This window comes from Paenibacillus glucanolyticus NBRC 15330 (assembly GCF_004000885.1).
Taxonomy (GTDB): domain Bacteria; phylum Bacillota; class Bacilli; order Paenibacillales; family Paenibacillaceae; genus Paenibacillus_AQ; species Paenibacillus_AQ glucanolyticus.
This window is the reverse complement of sequence record NZ_BIMC01000003.1, coordinates 293336-310688: the sequence shown is the minus strand read 5'-3', so window position 1 is coordinate 310688 and position 17353 is coordinate 293336. Positions and strand designations below refer to the sequence as shown.

Annotated in this window: 19 protein-coding genes; 10 read left to right on the top strand and 9 right to left on the bottom strand. The window is 52.1% G+C overall.

What is annotated here, in order from left to right:
* Positions 1-20: 20 nt before the first annotated feature.
* Together PGL02S_RS07500 and PGL02S_RS07495 are read right to left on the bottom strand one after the other, a co-directional pair.
* Complete coding sequence (locus PGL02S_RS07500) at positions 21-1796, bottom strand: sensor histidine kinase (protein ID WP_036640147.1); 1776 nt, start codon at positions 1794-1796, stop codon at positions 21-23.
* On the bottom strand, positions 1793-2509 hold the full coding sequence (locus tag PGL02S_RS07495; protein WP_036640148.1) for a response regulator transcription factor: 717 nt from the start codon (positions 2507-2509) through the stop codon (positions 1793-1795). Before PGL02S_RS07495 ends, PGL02S_RS07500 begins: the two co-directional genes overlap by 4 nt.
* 141 nt (positions 2510-2650) lie before the next feature.
* Here PGL02S_RS07495 and PGL02S_RS07490 point away from each other — a divergent pair, with 141 nt between their 5' ends.
* Positions 2651-3880, top strand: coding sequence for a DUF418 domain-containing protein (locus PGL02S_RS07490; protein ID WP_036640149.1), 1230 nt, complete (start codon positions 2651-2653; stop codon positions 3878-3880).
* A 152-nt stretch (positions 3881-4032) separates the two neighbouring features.
* Positions 4033-4338, top strand: a complete 306-nt coding sequence (locus tag PGL02S_RS07485) for an antibiotic biosynthesis monooxygenase (RefSeq protein WP_006207052.1) — start codon at positions 4033-4035, stop codon at positions 4336-4338.
* 162 nt (positions 4339-4500) lie between these two features.
* Here PGL02S_RS07485 and PGL02S_RS07480 read toward each other — a convergent pair whose 3' ends face one another.
* A complete protein-coding gene (locus tag PGL02S_RS07480) occupies positions 4501-5013 on the bottom strand; it encodes a hypothetical protein (RefSeq protein WP_036640151.1) in 513 nt (170 codons plus the stop codon).
* Positions 5014-5151: 138 nt separating this feature from the next.
* Here PGL02S_RS07480 and PGL02S_RS07475 point away from each other — a divergent pair, with 138 nt between their 5' ends.
* The gene (locus PGL02S_RS07475) at positions 5152-5283 is read left to right on the top strand and encodes a DUF4023 domain-containing protein (protein WP_006207054.1); all 132 of its coding nucleotides are present in this window, start codon (positions 5152-5154) and stop codon (positions 5281-5283) included.
* Between the two features lie 89 nt (positions 5284-5372).
* On the opposite strand, the gene PGL02S_RS07470 is transcribed toward PGL02S_RS07475, so the two are convergent.
* The 5 genes from PGL02S_RS07470 to PGL02S_RS07450 all read right to left on the bottom strand — a co-directional run bounded on the left by PGL02S_RS07470 (position 5373) and on the right by PGL02S_RS07450 (position 8820).
* Positions 5373-5714: a DUF1801 domain-containing protein gene (locus tag PGL02S_RS07470; RefSeq protein ID WP_006207055.1), complete on the bottom strand. Its 342-nt coding sequence runs from the start codon at positions 5712-5714 to the stop codon at positions 5373-5375.
* A gap of 66 nt (positions 5715-5780) precedes the next feature.
* Positions 5781-6179 carry a VOC family protein gene (locus PGL02S_RS07465; protein ID WP_006207056.1) on the bottom strand — a complete coding sequence of 133 codons (399 nt, stop codon included), beginning with the start codon at positions 6177-6179 and terminating at the stop codon, positions 5781-5783.
* Positions 6180-6300: 121 nt separating this feature from the next.
* Positions 6301-7563 carry an RNA polymerase sigma factor gene (locus PGL02S_RS07460; protein WP_036640154.1) on the bottom strand — a complete coding sequence of 421 codons (1263 nt, stop codon included), beginning with the start codon at positions 7561-7563 and terminating at the stop codon, positions 6301-6303.
* On the bottom strand, positions 7563-7994 hold the full coding sequence (locus tag PGL02S_RS07455) for a YciI family protein (protein WP_006207058.1): 432 nt from the start codon (positions 7992-7994) through the stop codon (positions 7563-7565). Before PGL02S_RS07455 ends, PGL02S_RS07460 begins: the two co-directional genes overlap by 1 nt.
* Positions 7995-8262: 268 nt before the next feature.
* Positions 8263-8820 carry a CGNR zinc finger domain-containing protein gene (locus PGL02S_RS07450; protein ID WP_036640157.1) on the bottom strand — a complete coding sequence of 186 codons (558 nt, stop codon included), beginning with the start codon at positions 8818-8820 and terminating at the stop codon, positions 8263-8265.
* A 189-nt stretch (positions 8821-9009) separates the two neighbouring features.
* Here PGL02S_RS07450 and PGL02S_RS07445 point away from each other — a divergent pair, with 189 nt between their 5' ends.
* Positions 9010-10158 carry an epoxide hydrolase family protein gene (locus tag PGL02S_RS07445; protein ID WP_006207060.1) on the top strand — a complete coding sequence of 383 codons (1149 nt, stop codon included), beginning with the start codon at positions 9010-9012 and terminating at the stop codon, positions 10156-10158.
* A gap of 102 nt (positions 10159-10260) precedes the next feature.
* Complete coding sequence (locus tag PGL02S_RS07440; protein ID WP_036640594.1) at positions 10261-10836, top strand: AAA family ATPase; 576 nt, start codon at positions 10261-10263, stop codon at positions 10834-10836.
* Between the two features lie 849 nt (positions 10837-11685).
* On the opposite strand, the gene cysK is transcribed toward PGL02S_RS07440, so the two are convergent.
* Positions 11686-12600 carry a cysteine synthase A gene (cysK, locus tag PGL02S_RS07435; RefSeq protein ID WP_006207062.1) on the bottom strand — a complete coding sequence of 305 codons (915 nt, stop codon included), beginning with the start codon at positions 12598-12600 and terminating at the stop codon, positions 11686-11688.
* A 396-nt stretch (positions 12601-12996) separates the two neighbouring features.
* On the opposite strand from cysK, the gene PGL02S_RS07430 reads away from it, so the two are divergent.
* From PGL02S_RS07430 to tatC, 5 genes are all read left to right on the top strand, one after another.
* Positions 12997-13848: a lipoate--protein ligase family protein gene (locus PGL02S_RS07430; RefSeq protein ID WP_006207063.1), complete on the top strand. Its 852-nt coding sequence runs from the start codon at positions 12997-12999 to the stop codon at positions 13846-13848.
* A 353-nt stretch (positions 13849-14201) separates the two neighbouring features.
* A complete protein-coding gene (locus PGL02S_RS07425; RefSeq protein ID WP_081742768.1) occupies positions 14202-14504 on the top strand; it encodes an HNH endonuclease in 303 nt (100 codons plus the stop codon).
* 156 nt (positions 14505-14660) lie between these two features.
* A complete protein-coding gene (locus PGL02S_RS07420) occupies positions 14661-16289 on the top strand; it encodes a PhoX family protein (protein WP_036640597.1) in 1629 nt (542 codons plus the stop codon).
* 25 nt (positions 16290-16314) lie between these two features.
* Positions 16315-16536 carry a twin-arginine translocase TatA/TatE family subunit gene (locus tag PGL02S_RS07415; protein ID WP_006207066.1) on the top strand — a complete coding sequence of 74 codons (222 nt, stop codon included), beginning with the start codon at positions 16315-16317 and terminating at the stop codon, positions 16534-16536.
* On the top strand, positions 16493-17266 hold the full coding sequence (gene tatC / locus PGL02S_RS07410) for a twin-arginine translocase subunit TatC (RefSeq protein ID WP_081742769.1): 774 nt from the start codon (positions 16493-16495) through the stop codon (positions 17264-17266). Before PGL02S_RS07415 ends, tatC begins: the two co-directional genes overlap by 44 nt.
* Positions 17267-17353: the final 87 nt, after the last annotated feature.

Here is a 17353-nt window from a genome sequence, read left to right as displayed (position 1 = left end):
AAAGAAATCGTGTAATGACGTCAATCATCCTTACCATGTGCCGTGCAATCCGCACCATCTTGCACGGAAACCTCAGGCAATAGAACGGTGATAGTTGTTCCGCGGCCGACTTCCGACCACAGGCCCACCCGGCCTCGATGTGCTTCGACAATCGCTTTGGCAATGCTCATTCCAAGCCCTGAGCCATCCATACTCTCCTCGGTATTTGTCCCCCGGTAGTAGCGTTCAAACAGGTTGCGGCGAGTCTCTTCGTCCATCCCTACGCCTTGATCCGCGACCACGATCGCTGCGCCGCCGGGACGTCTCTCTACCCGTACTTCAACATGAACTCCCTCGGGATTGTGCTTCACGGCATTCGTAAGCAGGTTATCCATCAACCGCTTCAGCCATTTGGCATTGCCATCAATGAGCAGCGGCTCTTCGCCTCCGATATAGGAAAAATTCGCATCCAGCGTGACATCATTCACGTATTTAAGCACGCAGCGCCGCACCAGTTCATTCAGATCAAGCCGTGCCAGTTCCTGCGGCCGGATCTCGCTCTTAAGACGAAAGACAAGCGAGAAGTCATCGATCAACTCCAGCATGTAATCGCCTTTTTCCCGAATGACGGTTCCCATCTCACGCAGCTCCTCCTGACTCCAGTCCTGCGGCGCGTTCTCCAGCATATAACCATATCCCTGGATCGAGGACAGCGGCGTACGCAAATCATGCGATATTCCCGACATCCATTCTTCCCGATTCCGGTCCAGCCGCTCGCGCTCCCGTTCGGTCTCGGCAAGCTTCTCGGCCATCCTGTAGAAGGAGTGAATCACTTCCTTATACAGCTTGAAGCGCATGCGCAGCTTCCCGTTCTTGCGAAATACGCGCTTCCGGTCCTTGGGCGTCAGCACTTCCTCATAAGCTCCGCTCCCCATGCGCTCAAACCATCCGGTAAACAGCAGCAATGGCCGACTGTACCGGTATCCATGCCAAATCGCTACTGCCAGCGACAAGATCAGTACACTCAGCAAGGTCCACAGCGCCACACGGATCAGCTCATTCATAATAGGCTGCTTCTCCAGCGTCTCATCCTGCGGTGTATGGTACACCCAGGTGCTGCCGGTAGCCGGGTCGCGATAAACCGCAATATGCGTGGAGTAAGTACCGGGCTGCTCCTGCATCGTAATGATCTCCAGCGGATGGTAGCTTGCCTTATACTCGCTTCCCTTTCCAATCGCTTGCACAATCTGGCCATCCCGGTCAATGACATGCAGATATCCGCCCAGACTTACCAAGTCGTGCTTTAATTCAGCTGCATACGCCGGGTCCACCCTGCCGCCCGCTTGATACCGTGCATACCACTCGCGAAGATGATCCGAGCTCTCGTCAATTCGCCCTGCTAGATACAGCAGCGGGTCCTTGTATGTCAGATCCATCTGCCAGTCCATTGTGTACTCCCCAAGACGCCGCTTCTCCTTGATCTCAAGCAGGCTGCTAACCGAGTATTCCGAGGGAACATCCGGCGCGGTATTGGTGGCGTGAATCACATTCCCTTTCATATCCACCACCTGCAGCCACATCTCTTTGTCCTGGAGCAGCTGCTTCCAATGGTCATCCAGCAGAACCTTCCCGTTCTCCGTCACCGTCTCCGTTACAATGCTGTTCAAGACGCCGGTCGGGAAGTTGCGCCTCATCTCTTCATCACTGATATGCTTGATCAGGAAGAATAAGAGAACGATGAGAAAGCAGAACATAAATGCTGAGAACGCAATCAGTTGGTATGTAAAATGAAAGGCCAGCCTTCTGCGCAGTCTCATCGCCCTTTCTCCTTAACCAGCTTGTAACCGAGTCCTCGAACCGTTAGCAAATACTGCGGGTTGCTAGGGTCCTCCTCAATTCGTTCCCGAATGCGCCGGATATGCACCATAACGGTGTTGTCCTCACCCATGCCATCGATGCCCCATACGGCTTCATACAGCTGGGACTTCGAGAACACTACCCCCGGGTGCTTGCAAAAATAAAGCAGCAGCTGAAAGACCTGTGCCGGACAAGGCACAGGCTCTCCCAGCACCGTCAGCTCGCCAGCGGATTCATCGACCCTGAACCGGCCGAAGTCCCATGCACGCTGAATAACCGGCTGCTCGGCCGATGGCATCATCCCGAAGCCGCCCCGGCGCAGACGCGCTTTGATCCTTGCGGCAATCTCCAGCGGATTAAACGGCTTGGTGACATAATCGTCCCCGCCCATTGCAAAGCCTGTCAGCACATCCAGATCGGACGCTTTGGCCGTCAGAAACAGAATGTGCGGACTGCCATACGAACGGATTTGCGGACAAAGATCAAACCCCGTGCCGTCGGGCAGCATGACATCCAGCAGCACGATATCCGCTCCATGAGCGGCGATCTCGCTCAGGGCTTCCTTGCAGCTTGAAGCTGTATATATGCGGTTAAAGCCTTCCTTGCGCAGCACCATCTGCAGCATTTTTACGATGGAAGGTTCATCATCAACAATTAAAATTCGTGTATCCATTTTATCCTCACCCGCTATTTATGCTAGCACAGCAACCTTAACAGGAGTTAAACAAATGCTGGAAGTGTTAAGAAAAAGTTAGGAAGCCGTTTCCGCGTTATTTATGTTCAAGTTTTATACTTGGGGTTAGAGGTGACATACATGAATTCAAACAAACGTTCAACGGCGGTCGATGCCATTCGCGGATTAAGCTTGCTCGGTATTCTGATGGCCAATATGCTTATTTTTCAGTACGGCATGTTCGGCAAAGACGAGCTGCATTACTTCCAGCCTTCCACGCTGGATCAGATCAGCCATGACATGCTGAAAGTATTCGTCGAGGGCAGCTTTATGCCGATCTTTACGTTTCTGTTCGGCTACAGCATGATCAAAATGAGGGAAAGCCTGATCAACAAAGGGCTCAAGTACGGTCGAAGTTTCTTCCGCAGATCGGTTCTGTTAATCGTTCTGGGTCTGCTGCATTCGATATTCATATGGGAAGGCGACATTCTGCTGTTTTACGGTGCGATCGGTCTCTTCCTTGTGCTGTTCGTGAAAAGAAAGGTCAAAACCATTATGATCTGGGGTGTTCTCCTGCTCACACTGGTATCCCTCTTTGGATACGGCTCCGTCGAGCCGGTTGCAGGTGAAACAGAGCGCATGGAGAGTTATGTGAAGCAGTCGATTGAAGTCTACGGCAACGGCACTTACAGCGAAATTCTGAATTTCAGATCAACGGAGGAGATGCCCATCGATCTGCCCGACTGGTTGATGCTGCTGGTCATCTTGATTGCTCCGCTGATGAGTGCACCGATGTTCCTGTTTGGCATGGTGGCCGCGAAACGCGGGCGCTTTCTCCATCCTTCCATGGAAATCAAGCTGTATCTTAGATGGGCTCTGCTCGTTCCGGCCGGGCTTGGATTAAAAACTGCAGCGGTCATGCTCGGCACAACCCATAGCTGGAGCGGCGTGTTCACCATGCTTGGCGGTCCTCTGCTGGCGCTGGGTTATCTGTACCTCTTCGCCTCCCTGTACGCGTTCTCGTCTCAGCAATCCATTGTAATTCGGGCTTTTGAAGCGGTGGGACGCATGTCGCTGACCAATTATCTGTCGCAGAGTGTTGTATGCGTATTGATCTTTTACGGATTCGGGCTGGGATGGTTCGGCAAGCTGGGCGTGCTGCAAGGAACGCTGCTGGCGGTTCTGATCTATAGCGTGCTGGCAGCGGGCAGCCTGCTCTGGCTAAAAAGGTTCCGCAGCGGTCCGGTGGAGAGACTGCTCCGCATGGGCACCTACTGGTCTTGGAGCGGAAGGGCTAAACCCAAGGAAGCAGCTCCGGTTGCAGCCGTACCTGCAGCAGAGTTTCCGGGGGATGGCCCTCCGGCTACTTAAGCGTTCCGTATGCTTCTTTTGCATGCAGAAGCCGGTTCCTCCCAAGCCCGAGATGAAATCAGTCGGTTCCTTCATGTATAATGGACATACATGCAAGGTGCTAGACATTTCTGGAATTTTTCCGGTCATCAACCGAAGGAGGAATCACGCATATGCTGGTTGTTACAAACTCGATTAAGGTCAAACCGGGCTTCGGTAAAGAGATTGCGCAGCGATTCGCTGAAGCGAAGGGTGTACAGGAGATTGAAGGTTTCGTGCGGATGGAATTATGGCATGAGGCAAAGGAAGGCGCAGAGGCTGAGGAATTGAAGGTCTCCACGGTGTGGGAGGATGAGGAAGCATTCAAACGCTGGACATCCAGCGAGTCATTCCGGCAATCCCATGGTCAGGGCCGCAACGAGAATATTTTGGGCGCATCCTTGAACAAATATGAGCTGCTGATCAGCCATACCAAGTAATGGAACAATGCCCTGGCGCTTTATAGCACCGGACTCGAAGTACCGCTTCATATCCAAGATTCAGCCAGGGGGCGTTTAGCCGGGCTGAATCTTTTTTTATGATGGGGGGTGGAATGGAGCGACTTGAGAAATAGGATGATCTGTTCATGAAGCGTGGCATTCTCACTTAACGCTCTGCGCGTAATCCATGTAGTTGTATCCGGATGCCTCTGGCGTTTCCATGGTGATCCCCGGCAGCAACTCCGGATTGTGCGCCCGCCCTTGCTCGATCAGATAACGACTCAGCAACTCTTGTTCCGGCCCTGAGAGCGCGTACCACTGACCCTCCACCTCGAATTCATTGGCAAGTCGAAGTTTCTGATTCCCCTGCACCATGTCCATGGCATACAGGAACCCCGGGCCCCGAGCTCCTTCTATTTTATAGGCTTGAAGCGAATTCACCCATTGCATGATCTGATCAAGCTCCTCCTCCTTATCCAGGGTCAAACGCGTGCCGTCCCCAAAAAAAACCTGGATGGCATCAACCTCCGCCGATTTCAGACCGATTAACGATGGAACGGATACCAGGCTGATTTCGTCGTCAGCTGTATCCTGGATTGAGCCTTTGCAGCCCGCGATCACGAGCAAACAGGCGGCTGCCAACAGCAGCGAGATGAATCCGTACTTGAACAACATATGTATTCCTCCTTCTGCAAAGAGAGGCAGACTTAAACTCCTATAACCACATTATAAAATACAATAACAAAGAAATGGTTATATTAAGCACGATCAGGCAAAATGCCATACATTCAGAATCAAAGGAGCTGACATCCCATGGAAAGCACGCATGATTTTGTGAAAAAAATGAACGAGAACGCGGAAAAAGCCCGCCACAACAAAGAGAATCACGGCAAAGGTACGCCTAGCGACAAGCTCCCGGGCAAACAACACAGCACCAAGAAATAAAATGAACTTACCGCGATCCATACGGATCGCGGTTATTTGATCAGGTTGTTCGGAATCTCATGACCACCGTCTCCCCTATTACATATGGATTACAAACCTTCCGACGCCTGCTTCAGTAAAGATGCCAACGCATCATAATCCACCTGCTGCCCAGCCGTGATTTTGATCGTTTTCCGCTCAGGTGGACCTTCGAATAGCGGCTGCGGCCAATCCAGGCCCGTCGCATTAAATATCGTAAAGCTCACGGCCGTCTTGGAGATGCTGATCACCGCCGCATATTTCCCATTTTTCAGAAAATGGGGCTTTTTATATTGAAGCCGTTCCGCAACGCCCGGGATTGTGCTGTGCACGAGTTCCCGAAGCCGCTCACTGACCTCAACCTTCCAAGAATCATTCACTGCCGCAATGTAGTCCGTCACTTCTTGATTCATCTGATTTAACTCCCTTTCGTATCATAGTGTCCAACCTATTATTCATTCAATTCTCATTGTTGATGATCAACCCTGAAAAACCATCTGCCAGGTCATGCCGTATCGATCAATGACTTCTCCGTAATAAGCCCCCCATGGCTGCAGCTCAAAAGGATACTTCTCTGTACCCCCTTGGCTGAGATTACGATAGGCGGCGCGGGCGTCCTCCTCATGACTAAACGTTAAAGCCAGCCCCATATTCGAGCCCTTGGGAGTCTCCTGAAAAGCATCCGTCAGAATGAGTCGATTGCCGCCAGCCAGGGTCAACGACATGTGCATGACCTTATCCTGATGGGCTTCCGGCATGCCCGGCATGCTCCCGAAAGTAGTCAGTATGCCGATTTCTCCTCCCAACGCCTGTATGTAAAAATCCGCCTGTCCTCTTGCATCCTCGGAAATAATAAACGGTACCATCTGTGCTTGCATGTTCGTCTTCCTCTCTATTCGTTTAATGGTTTTACATATAGATGACGAACAGGATTCGGCGTAATCGACACATTTTTAAATATTTATCAAAAAAATTTCAGATCTTTTTTTGCGCTCATATTCAAGGTTCACCAGTCAAGCATTCCGCCGCTCGATCGAGCAGCAGCTCCCGTTCCCTCTGATTGTCCGTCAGCGATGCTGCCCGTTTGAACTCGGCACAGGCTTCTTCGAGCCGTCCCAGCTTAAAGAGCAGGTCTCCCCTTACGCTCGGGAGCAGGTGATATCCCTTCAAGGCAGGCACGGATTGCAGAGCATCCACGATCTCAAGCCCAATCTCCGGACCGAAAGCCATGGAGAGGGCAACGGCACGGTTTAATTCCACAATAGGGGAGGGAGAAACCTGGGCTAACGCTTCATATAGCGCGGAGATGCGAATCCAATTCGTCTCTGCGGCACTGGCCGCTCCGGCATGACATGCGGAGATTGCGGCCTGAAGGGCATAAGGTCCCGTCATGCCTCCCAGTTGCTCGATTCGATCGAGAGCGGCAAAGCCTCGGCGGATCAATAGATAATCCCATAACGCCCGATTCTGGTCCAGGAGCAGAACAGGCTGACCGCCCGTATTGACGCGGGATTTGAATCGGGAAGATTGAAATTCCATTAACGCAACCAACCCGTGCACCTCGGGCTCCAGTGGGGCAATCTCAGCCAGCACCCGCCCGATCCGAAGCGCTTCCTGACACAACAGCGGGCGAATCCACTGACTGCCGGACGATGCTGCATAGCCTTCATTAAACATGAGATAAACGACCTCAAGCACCGATGACAATCTCGGTTTGAGCTCCGTTCCTTGCGGAATCTCAAACGCGACCCTCGTTGCCGACAGCGTCCGCTTGGCACGAACAATGCGCTGCGCTATCGTAGCTTCAGGGACAAGATAAGCATGGGCGATCTCCACTGTCGTTAATCCGCCAAGCAGGCGGAGTGTTAGCGCCACACGGGCTTCGGGGGAAAGAACCGGATGACAGGTCATAAAGATGAGCCGCAGCAGATCGTCATTCACTTCCCCCGGCTCCGGTACCTCCATGTCCGAATCCATCCGGACATCCAGCTCGCGGCCCAATAATGCGTACTTCTGATCGCGCACTTTATTTCGGCGCAGCACATCAAGTGCTTTTCGCTTCGCGGCGGTCATCAGCCATCCGCCAGGATTATCCGGTATTCCTTCCTTTGGCCATCGCTCGAGCGCAGTGATCAACGCATCTTGCGCCAGATCCTCGGCGAGACCGATATCACGAACCATTCGCGTGAGATAGGCGATAATCTTGGAGGATTCGATTCTCCATATCGCCTCGATCGCACGATGTGTATCTGCAGCCGGCATTAGGGATTCTGCCTTTGGATATGTTCGCGCATCTCATATTGTTTGGCCTGGGCTTGTGGATCCTGCGTCAGATCCGTGGGTTCAAACACCTGCCGGAGCTCGATCTGGCCTGCACCGAAGCCGTGAGGGTCCGGCATGCGCTTGGCCCATTCAATCGCTTCTTCCCTCGTCTTCACTTCAATCAAGGTATAACCCGCAATCAATTCCTTGGCTTCCGTAAAAGGCCCGTCGGTAATCTTCGCCTTGCCTCCAGGCTCCGGATAGGAAATCCGGATGGCACCGGAGCTTGGATGCAGTCCGTCCGCAGCAAGCAGCACACCGGCTCTGGCCAGCTCCATGTTGTACCTCATCATGGCATCCAATTGCTCTGCACTTGGCAGCACACCTGCCTCCGAATCCTCGGTTGCCCTTACAATCATCATAAATCTCATGGTATATTCCCTCCTGTTATAGGAACCTTGCATTCCCGTTCTATACTTATACAACGAATGGAGAATTGCCTAATCGACATGCATTTCATAAATCTTCATTCTTCCTAAATAATAAGCAGCAACAAAAATAATTAAGTAACAACCATTTCGTTATGGGATCACATATTCCTGTTTACGTGATTCGATTCCATGAAAAAAAGACCAACCAAGTACATCGCTTGATTGGCCTTTGTAAGGCTATGATTCTTCACGAATTCCTGTAATGCATTCATCCCATGGACTTGGCTCGTTCCCGGTACGTTTTATTCTTCGCGCGATTGCCGCAGGCTTTCATCGAGCACCATTTGCCCGTCCCCGGCCGGGAACGGTCGACGAATACCCACTGGCAATCCGCCGCCGTGCACACCCTCAATCTGCTCCACAGATTGTTTTCACGAAGTCGGAACACCAGAATCAACAACCGTGCCAAACCTCCCTTTCCCTGTTCCTCCACGGACTCCATCACATCGGACATTTCACCGAAACGATAGAAGAAACGGAATTGGCCCGCGATACGATTCAACGTCTGGAAATCGTCGTCCTTAGGATCATGCGGGTTATATGGAATGGCTGCCCTTAAGCTGCTGCGCAGTTCACGAGCCAACGTCAAATCCACTTCGGTTACGCTGTCCAAATCATGAATAAAGCCATACTCCAAGAGCCAGGATCGTAGGTCATTTACGCCTTTAAGAATCTCCACGCCCGGATCGCCCTCATATCTCATCCGTCTATCATGGGTATTAATATAGTCTGCTATGATTTCCAGCTGCTCCAATTCTGCTCCCACAACAAACAAACCTCCTATTGATGTTTTCATGACAAACCAGTAAAATGAATTTATCGGTTAGCTAACCATTAATTTTATTTTAACAGTCATCACGTGTTGTTGAACTCCCTGTTACCTGTTTATATCTATCCACTGCAAGTATGTTGTTATCAGTATAGCAGACTCCAATCTTCCTAAGAGGTGAAGTGAATGAAGATCAGACCCTTTTCTTATCCAATTGAACCCGCTGCGATTGATGACCTGTACCAACGCCTTGATATGACCCGGTGGCCTGACGAAATCCCGGGTGGCCGCTGGAATTACGGAATCCCGCTTGATTTCATGAAGGATATAATCGCTTACTGGAGGCATGAGTTCGATTGGGAAGCCTTCCGTCGCTCCATTCATGCTTATCCGAGTTATGTCGCTGAAATCGATGGGGTAGACATTCACTATATACATATTAAGGGCAGCGGTGACAACCGCGTCCCGCTCCTCATCGCCCACGGATGGCCCAGCTCCTTCTATGAAATGCTGGAGCTGATCCCTTGCCTTACGAATCCTGGGCCAATCGGGGGTCGTGCGGATATTTCCTTCGACCTCATCATTCCTTCCCTGCCGGGTCACGGCTTCTCGGGTATTCCCTTGCGTCCAGGCTTTGAGGACCGGCAGGCAGGAGAACTGCTTATGAAATTAATGACGGGGCTCGGTTATGAGCGATTCGGTGCCCATGGATATGATATCGGAGCCAGCATTCTTGGGCTCATGTGTCTTGACCATCCCGACCGGTTCATCGGTTATCACACCACATCCCCCGGCAACCCGAGCCCCTGCGTGGACTCGACTTCCCCGCTTTCGGATGAGGAGAGGGCGTTCCTCCAATATCAGCAGCAATGGTACCGTGAAGAAGGCGGCTACGCCCATATTCTAGGTACAAAACCGCAAACGGCAGCCTACGGCCTGCATGATTCTCCTGTGGCACTGGCCGCTTTCATTCTTGAAAAATGGCATTATTGGACATCCCCCGAAGATAACAACGTATTGCAGCATTTCAGCAAAGAGCTGCTCATCTCCAACGTCTCCATCTATTGGGTGTCCGAGACCATCAATGCCTCGAACCGCTACTATTATGAAGGCACGCATACGAGATGGCCGGGACCGGGAGAAACCTCGCCTGTACCGCATGCGGTCACCTTAAATGCACAGCGAAACGAGCGTCCGCCGAGAGAATACGTGGAGCGAATATTTCCGAATGTGATCCGCTGGAAGGATCTGAATTCGGGCGGGCACTTTATTGCGGCTGAACAACCCGCATCGGTTGCCCAGCAAATCGTGGCGTTCTTCGATGCGCTAAGGTAATTCTCACGAGGTACGGTAACTCCCTCGAATGTTAGAAACAGGAGATTGCTGTCTCGATGCAGAAAGGATTAGCTACTAATTCTCTTGAATGCGGTGATCTCCATGAACAGTATGATTCCGAATCGAATACATATCATCGGCTCGGTCGGCAGCGGCAAAACGACGCTTGCCAGGGCGCTCTCCGCCCGGCATGGCATCCCCTATTACGAGCTCGACAATGTGGTCTGGGAGCGAGCCAACCCTGACGATATCCGAAGGAGCGAGGCGGACCGGGATGCGCTGCTGCTGGACATCGTGAAGACGGAACGCTGGATCATTGAAGGCGCCCATCTTGAATGGGTCAGCCCCAGCTTCCAGCAGGCGGATCTCATCGTTTTCCTGAATCCTCCCTACTCCACAAGAACCTACCGGATCATCACCAGATTCATCAAACAGCGGCTTGGACTGGAACAGGCGCACTATAAACCCGTCTGGATCATGCTCCTGAACATGTTCAAATGGAGCGCGTCTTTTCAGCGCGAGGGCAGGCACCGGATCCAGCACACGCTTAGGAGCTATCCCGATAAAGTGCTCATTGTGAAAAACCATAAACAGCTCATGCAGCAGCTGGAGCTGTGGTCACCTCCAACCGGAGGAAACAACCCGGTCGCAGAGATCAAGTTAGAAAACGGAGCTTAGAAGATGCGGATGAAATGGGCAGCATAGCAGGCATAGCTTAACGGAACCATGCTTACTACCGGAACGCAAAGTACCGATTTCGAATTGTGCGTGACATAGAGAAGCATCAGGGCAGGCGGCCCTTCAAGAGCGTGGCCGTTAGTGGCGGTAGCTTTGGCCCTCTCGAGAACATGGTCATTGGTGAGGGCAGCATAGCAGGCATATCGAGAGCATGACCGTTGCTAATAGGCAGTACTTCGGCTCTCGAGAGCATGGCCGTTGATGGGCAGTACTTCGGCTCTCGAGAGCATGGCCGTTGATGGGCAGTACTTCGGCTCTCGGGAGCATGGGAGTTGATGATGGGCAGTACGTCGGCTCTCGAGAGCGTAGCCGTTGATCATGGGCAGTACGTCGGCTCTCGAGAGCGTGGCCGTTGATCATGGGCAGACACAAGAAGACACAAGAGGACCTCCTAACGGAGGTCCTCTACTGCTAACAGACACAGTTGACGCTATTGGAGGTAAAAAGCTCCTTTTAAAATCGCAACGGACCTGAGGTACCTTAATTCGTAATATCACAGGTGTTTGAACAGCGAAAACTCTTTATAACGACTGTGGTGTCCGTTACATTTGGGATTGTGCGTTTTTACGGTAAATAACGTCCGCTGGGTCCATTAGAGATTCAAACCAGGGCAATCATGCACCCCGCCCGCAACAAAGGCTTCCCGGCTTCCGTATGCTGGGAGCGTAATTGCTTACCGGTTTGTGTCACCATCCAGCCTCCGTTTCACCGATTCAGGAGTTCCGAACTCAGCCGCTAACCGGTTGAGCATCTCCGTACTCTGCAGCTCCTGGGCAGCTTGTTCATCATTCAGAAAATATCCATACTCAAATACCGTTCTCCCGTATCCGGCGCAATGCAGACGACTCGCTTCCCTTCCCCCAGCCGTTCTGCCACGCGAAGGGCTGCGAATACCGAAGCGCCGGAGGACGGTCCGACCAGAATTCCTTCCTTGCGTGCCAAATCCCGAACAGTTTGCAGCGCATCCTCGTCAGCGATCTGTATGATCTCATCATACACACTCGTGTTCAGGATCTTCGGCACGAAGCCCGGACTTGTGCCAACCAGCTTGTGCGGTCCCGGTTGTCCGCCGGAAAGCACAGGCGAGCCCTTCGGCTCGACCACCGCGATATGCAGGCTCGGCAGAGACTTTCGCAGCTCCTCTCCGGTTCCGGTTACCGTACCGCCCGTTCCAGCAGTCGCAACAAAAGCATCCAGCCGCCCTTCCATCTGCTCCAATATTTCCGGTGCTGTAGTCACCCGGTGAATATCCGGGTTAGCGGCATTCTCGAACTGCTGCGGGATGAAACTTCCCGGAATCCGCTCTCGAAGCTCAAGCGCTTTGGCAATTGAGCCCGGCATACGCTCGCTGCTCGGCGTCAGCACGACCTCCGCCCCGTATGCCTTTAATATGTTAATCCGCTCCTTGGACATGTTATCCGGCATAATCAATATGGCCCGGTAGCCCTTAGCTGCCGCAATCATCGCCAGGCCAATGCCCGTGTTACCGCTGGTCGGCTCTATGATCGTGCCGCCCGGCTGGAGCAGGCCCTGCTCCTCCGCGGTATGAATTAGATTGTAGGCTGCGCGGTCCTTCACGCTTCCCGAAGGATTGAATCTCTCCAGCTTTACATAAACATCGGCGGCCTCTGCAGACGCCAGCCGCTGAAGTTTTACCATTGGCGTCTGACCGATCATATCAACAATGCTATTATAAATCTCCATGACGTTCTCCTTTATATATGAAGTGAAGGAACTCCCCACCAAATCTCTAACAAAGACAATAAACTTACTCGGATTATATGCAAGTTCCTCCCCTATTGTCAATGAAGCTCAGCATGCCGCCAAACTCTGTCAGGATGACAACGCACCAGGTGTTACGTCCTTTGCTCGCTGCAAAATCTTTGGCTCGGCAAGAGCATGGCTCGCCGCTCCACCATGACTTTATGGTATGCTGTTTTAAGGAAAATTCCCTTCGATCTGCATGAAGAAGACAAACCCTATGCTAAGGTACTTCTTCTACAAGAACAAGGTTTCATTCTCCTTAAATCCCCTACCTTCAAATCCATTCATGAATCTATAAACTTATATCTGGACTCATAAAGGAGGCGCAAGAAAAGCGTGAATATCCCGCTGTTACTACCTGAAGATCAACCCATACTGCTGCTCGACCGAACCGATGATTTAACACAGCAGGACGTGCTGTGCCATTTTGCGCTGGACGAGCTCCTATGCAGACTGACCGGAGAGGGCGGACCCGCGATCTGCCATATATGGCGGCATCCGCGCGCTTTTGTCATGGGTGTGCGCGACAGCAGACTGCCCCAAGCTGCACAGGGGGAAGCCCTGCTTCGCTCACTCGGCTATGATACCGCCGTCCGTCATTCAGGCGGGGCTGCGGTTCCCTTGGACTCCGGGGTCGTAAACCTGTCCCTTATTCTTCCGTTTGCATCCAAGGGACCTGCGCCTGATTTTCATCAGGACTTTGAGATCATGGTGGAGCTGATCCGGGAAGCGCTGCACAGCACCGGGCAAAGGGTCGATACCGGCGAGATTGCCGGAGCATTCTGCCCCGGGACATTCGATTTGAGCATTCGAGGTCTTAAATTTTGCGGCATAGCCCAGCGCAGGCAGCGAAAAGCTTTTATCATTCAAGCTTTTATCATCGCCCAAGGCTCAGGCAGCGAACGCGCCCGCCTCGTTCGTTCTTTCTATGATATTGCAGCGGAAACAGCAGATCCGAAGCAGTACCCTATCGTAGAAACTACCAGCACGGCCAGTCTCGAGGAACTGACAAATATCGGGAGCGGCGCAGCAGCGGTACAGCAGTTTATAACAGCGGTAAGAGAGGTTATCCGCAATGGGCAGTCGGACAAAGATTTAACAGGAGTCGCCTCCAGATTCGTTATGCCAACAACCGAGGAAATCCGGATGATGGCTGACCAGATGCGGCAGCGATATAACAACAAGTAGATATAAGGGTGGGAATGCCACTGCATGTGGCTGGCGGATTCATGCGGTGACATGCACGCAGTCGCTAATGCTTGGGGATGATAGTGCTTGTTGACCCGGCTCACGTAGTTACCGATATTAGTAGCTGCTTGCCGCGTGTGGTCGCTAATCAATTGGCTCCATGTAACCGCCTGCGTTGCGTGCGGTTCATCTCCTCCATCCCACACCGCCCCGCGCGCTGTGAGAGCACCGTTCGGGGCAAGCCACTGAATGGCCCATCAACAGGAGCCGCGGAAAGGTATAATGGCACCCCCATCTGGGGTATGCCATTAGTATCAAGGTTCCCGCAACCATAAAGGTGAGGTGAAGATCCGGTGGACCCATCGGAAGATCGGTGTGAATGCTGCGGCAGGTCAGGTGTAGAAACAACGATTCACCATCTGACACCCAAGGAATATGGCGGCGTTAACCTTCCTACGGCCCTGCTGTGTATCCCATGTCACAGACACATTCATCATCTTTTTACAAACAAACAGCTCATTGATCTGGAGCTAACTACGATATCAGCTCTGCAGCTCAATCCTGCCATGCAATCCTTCATCCGCTGGATCCGCAAGACTCCCCCTGGCACTATCCCCAAATCCCGTAAATCCAGAAATGTACGGGGGCGCCGCTAACAACCTGTTCTGACCGCCCCTTTAAGGTATAACACCCCCTCAGATTACTTTATTTTTACAATTGCACCAATAATGGATGATACTCTCTTAACACTTCCCCTATACACTTGTCCTGATGGCAATTTATATTAGGGGTGGATAAGCTTGAGTAAAACAATGGACCGCAAAACGTTTCTGTCTTATCTGGGTACCGGCGCAACCGCATTGGCAGCCGCATCCGCTGGCTTGGGCGTATTAGAAGGCAAGGCTTCCGCTATGTCCGGAACCGCAAATCATCTGTTCGGATTCAAAACGAATCGGGTCAGCGGCTATTTCGAGCCTATCGAGCCAACCAAAGCAGATCAACTCGTCCTGCCTAAAAATTTTAAATACGATGTCATTGCAGCTTTCGACGATGTGATTAATCCCGCTGGCGAAAAATTCGGCTCCGGCTGTGACTACAACGCCTTCTTCCCGATTAAGGGCTCCAATGTCCGCGGCCTGCTGGTCAACAATCACGAGTACTCGACCATATTCTCGATCGGACCGGTGAAGGACGGTAAAATGTCCGCGGATCAAATCCATAAAAATCTGTATTACCAAGGCATGTCAGTGATCGAAGTATACCGCGACGAGAAGGGTGTATGGAAAATGGACACCACCTCCACCCATGCCCGCCGCATCAACGGCTTCACTAAATTCGACATTACCGGCCCTGCCAAAGGCATTCCAGCCTTGAAAGGCGCCACAACCGCAACAGGCACATTTGCCAACTGCTCCGGCGGCGTAACGCTGTGGGACACGGTTTTGTCTTGTGAAGAGAATTTTGAGGAAACCGCAGCGGTCTCGAAGCTGCCGGATACCCATTACGGTTGGGTCGTTGAGGTCGATCCGTTCGACAAATCCTTCTTGAAAAAACACACCGCTCTCGGCAGATTCAATCATGAAAATACGGCCATGGGCCTTGCCGCAGACGGCCGGATCGTTGTCTATATGGGCGACGACAAGAAGGATGCCTGTGTCTATAAATTTATCAGCAAGAACAAATATGACAAAAGCAAAGGCCGCGCCAACTCCGCACTTCTGGAAGAGGGAACCCTGTATGTTGCCAACCTGAAGTCGGGCAAATGGCAGCCGGTCACTCTGGAAGCTGTAACAAAAGCCATTGCAGAGGACAAAGAGGCACACGCCAAATTCAAGTCCCAGGGCGACGTCGTGACTTACTGTCAGGAAGCTGCGCGTTTTGTTGGTGGAACGCCGACAGACCGTCCGGAAGACATCGAAATTTCTCCGTTCGATAACACGGTGTTTATCTGCCATACAAACAACGACAATCACGGCAATATCCACGGCCATATCACGCGCATTTTTGAAGCGGGCAACGATTTGGCGGCCATGGAATTCGACTTTGAAATCTTTGCTGCGGGCGGACGCCAATCCGGCTTCAGCTCACCAGACAACCTGGCCTTCGACTCGAACGGCGATCTGTGGGTCGTGACGGACATCTCCAGCAGCAGCCAGAACAAAGGTGTTCACAAACCCTTTATGAATAACGGACTGTTCGTCATTCCAACAAGCGGACCGGATCAAGGAGCTGCGCTGCAATTTGCTTCTGGTCCGGTAGAGTCGGAGCTTACCGGTCCCTTCTTCACACCCGATGAGCAGACGCTCTTCCTGTCCGTTCAACACCCAGGTGAGAATACGGAGGACCTCAGCAAGCCAAGCAGCACATGGCCTCACCGCTCCGGCGAGAACATGGCGCGCTGTGCCGTCGTGGCGATTAGCGGATTCAAATTAGAATCATAATCCAGCATAGAAAGGGGTTAACATCATGCCGTTTGGAAATATCGGAATCGGTGGCCTGGTTCTCATTTTGATTATTGCACTCATTATATTCGGTCCCTCCAAACTTCCCGAGCTCGGTCGCGCTTTCGGGCGAACTCTAAGTGAATTCAAGGGCGCAACCCGCAACTTGATGAACGGAGACGATGAGAATGAGAAGAAAGACGATGCTACGCAAACTACGGCAGCAGCCAGTAAGCAGCACAGCTGATCCAAACGACCAGAGCGCGGTCGAGCATCTGGAAGAAATGCGGAAGCGCCTGATCCGCACGCTGATTGCGTTTCTCGTAGCGATGACGGCCGCCTTCATCTATGTTGAGAAGATCTACCATTGGCTGGTACGAGGCATGGACGAGCAGCTCGTTCTGCTTGGTCCCTCCGAGGTAATGTGGGTGTATATGATCATTGCCGGTGTGGTTGCCGTTACCGTTACACTTCCGATTGCCGCTTATCAAATATGGCGGTTCGTGCAGCCGGCATTGCCTGATGGGACACACCGCTCTGCCATGCAGCTCATTCCCGTAATCAGCCTGTTATTTATTGCAGGCATATGCTTTGGATACTTTGTGCTCTTTCCCATGGTGCTCCAGTTCATGCAACGTATGGCCGAGGGACAATTCCAGACCATGTACACGGCGCAAAAGTATTTTACGTTCATGATTCATATGACCGTTCCGTTCGGATTCCTGTTCGAAATGCCCGCAATCGTCGTATTTCTGACAAAGCTTGGCATCGTGAATCCGCATCGTCTGGCCAAAATACGTAAATCGGCCTACTTCCTGCTCTGTATCGTAGCTGTCACCATCACACCGCCGGATATCATGTCCGACCTGATTGTGATCGTTCCGCTGTTCCTGCTGTACGAGATCAGCGTTTCTATCTCCAAACTCATCTACCGGAAGCAGCAGCTGCTGTCGCAAGCGGAAGGCAGCATATCCTAAAACCGTTCGTTTCCCCCGAAATAGGACGGAACCTTTTATAACCCGTGAACAGACGCCTATGCGAATAGGGTGTCATATTCACGGGTT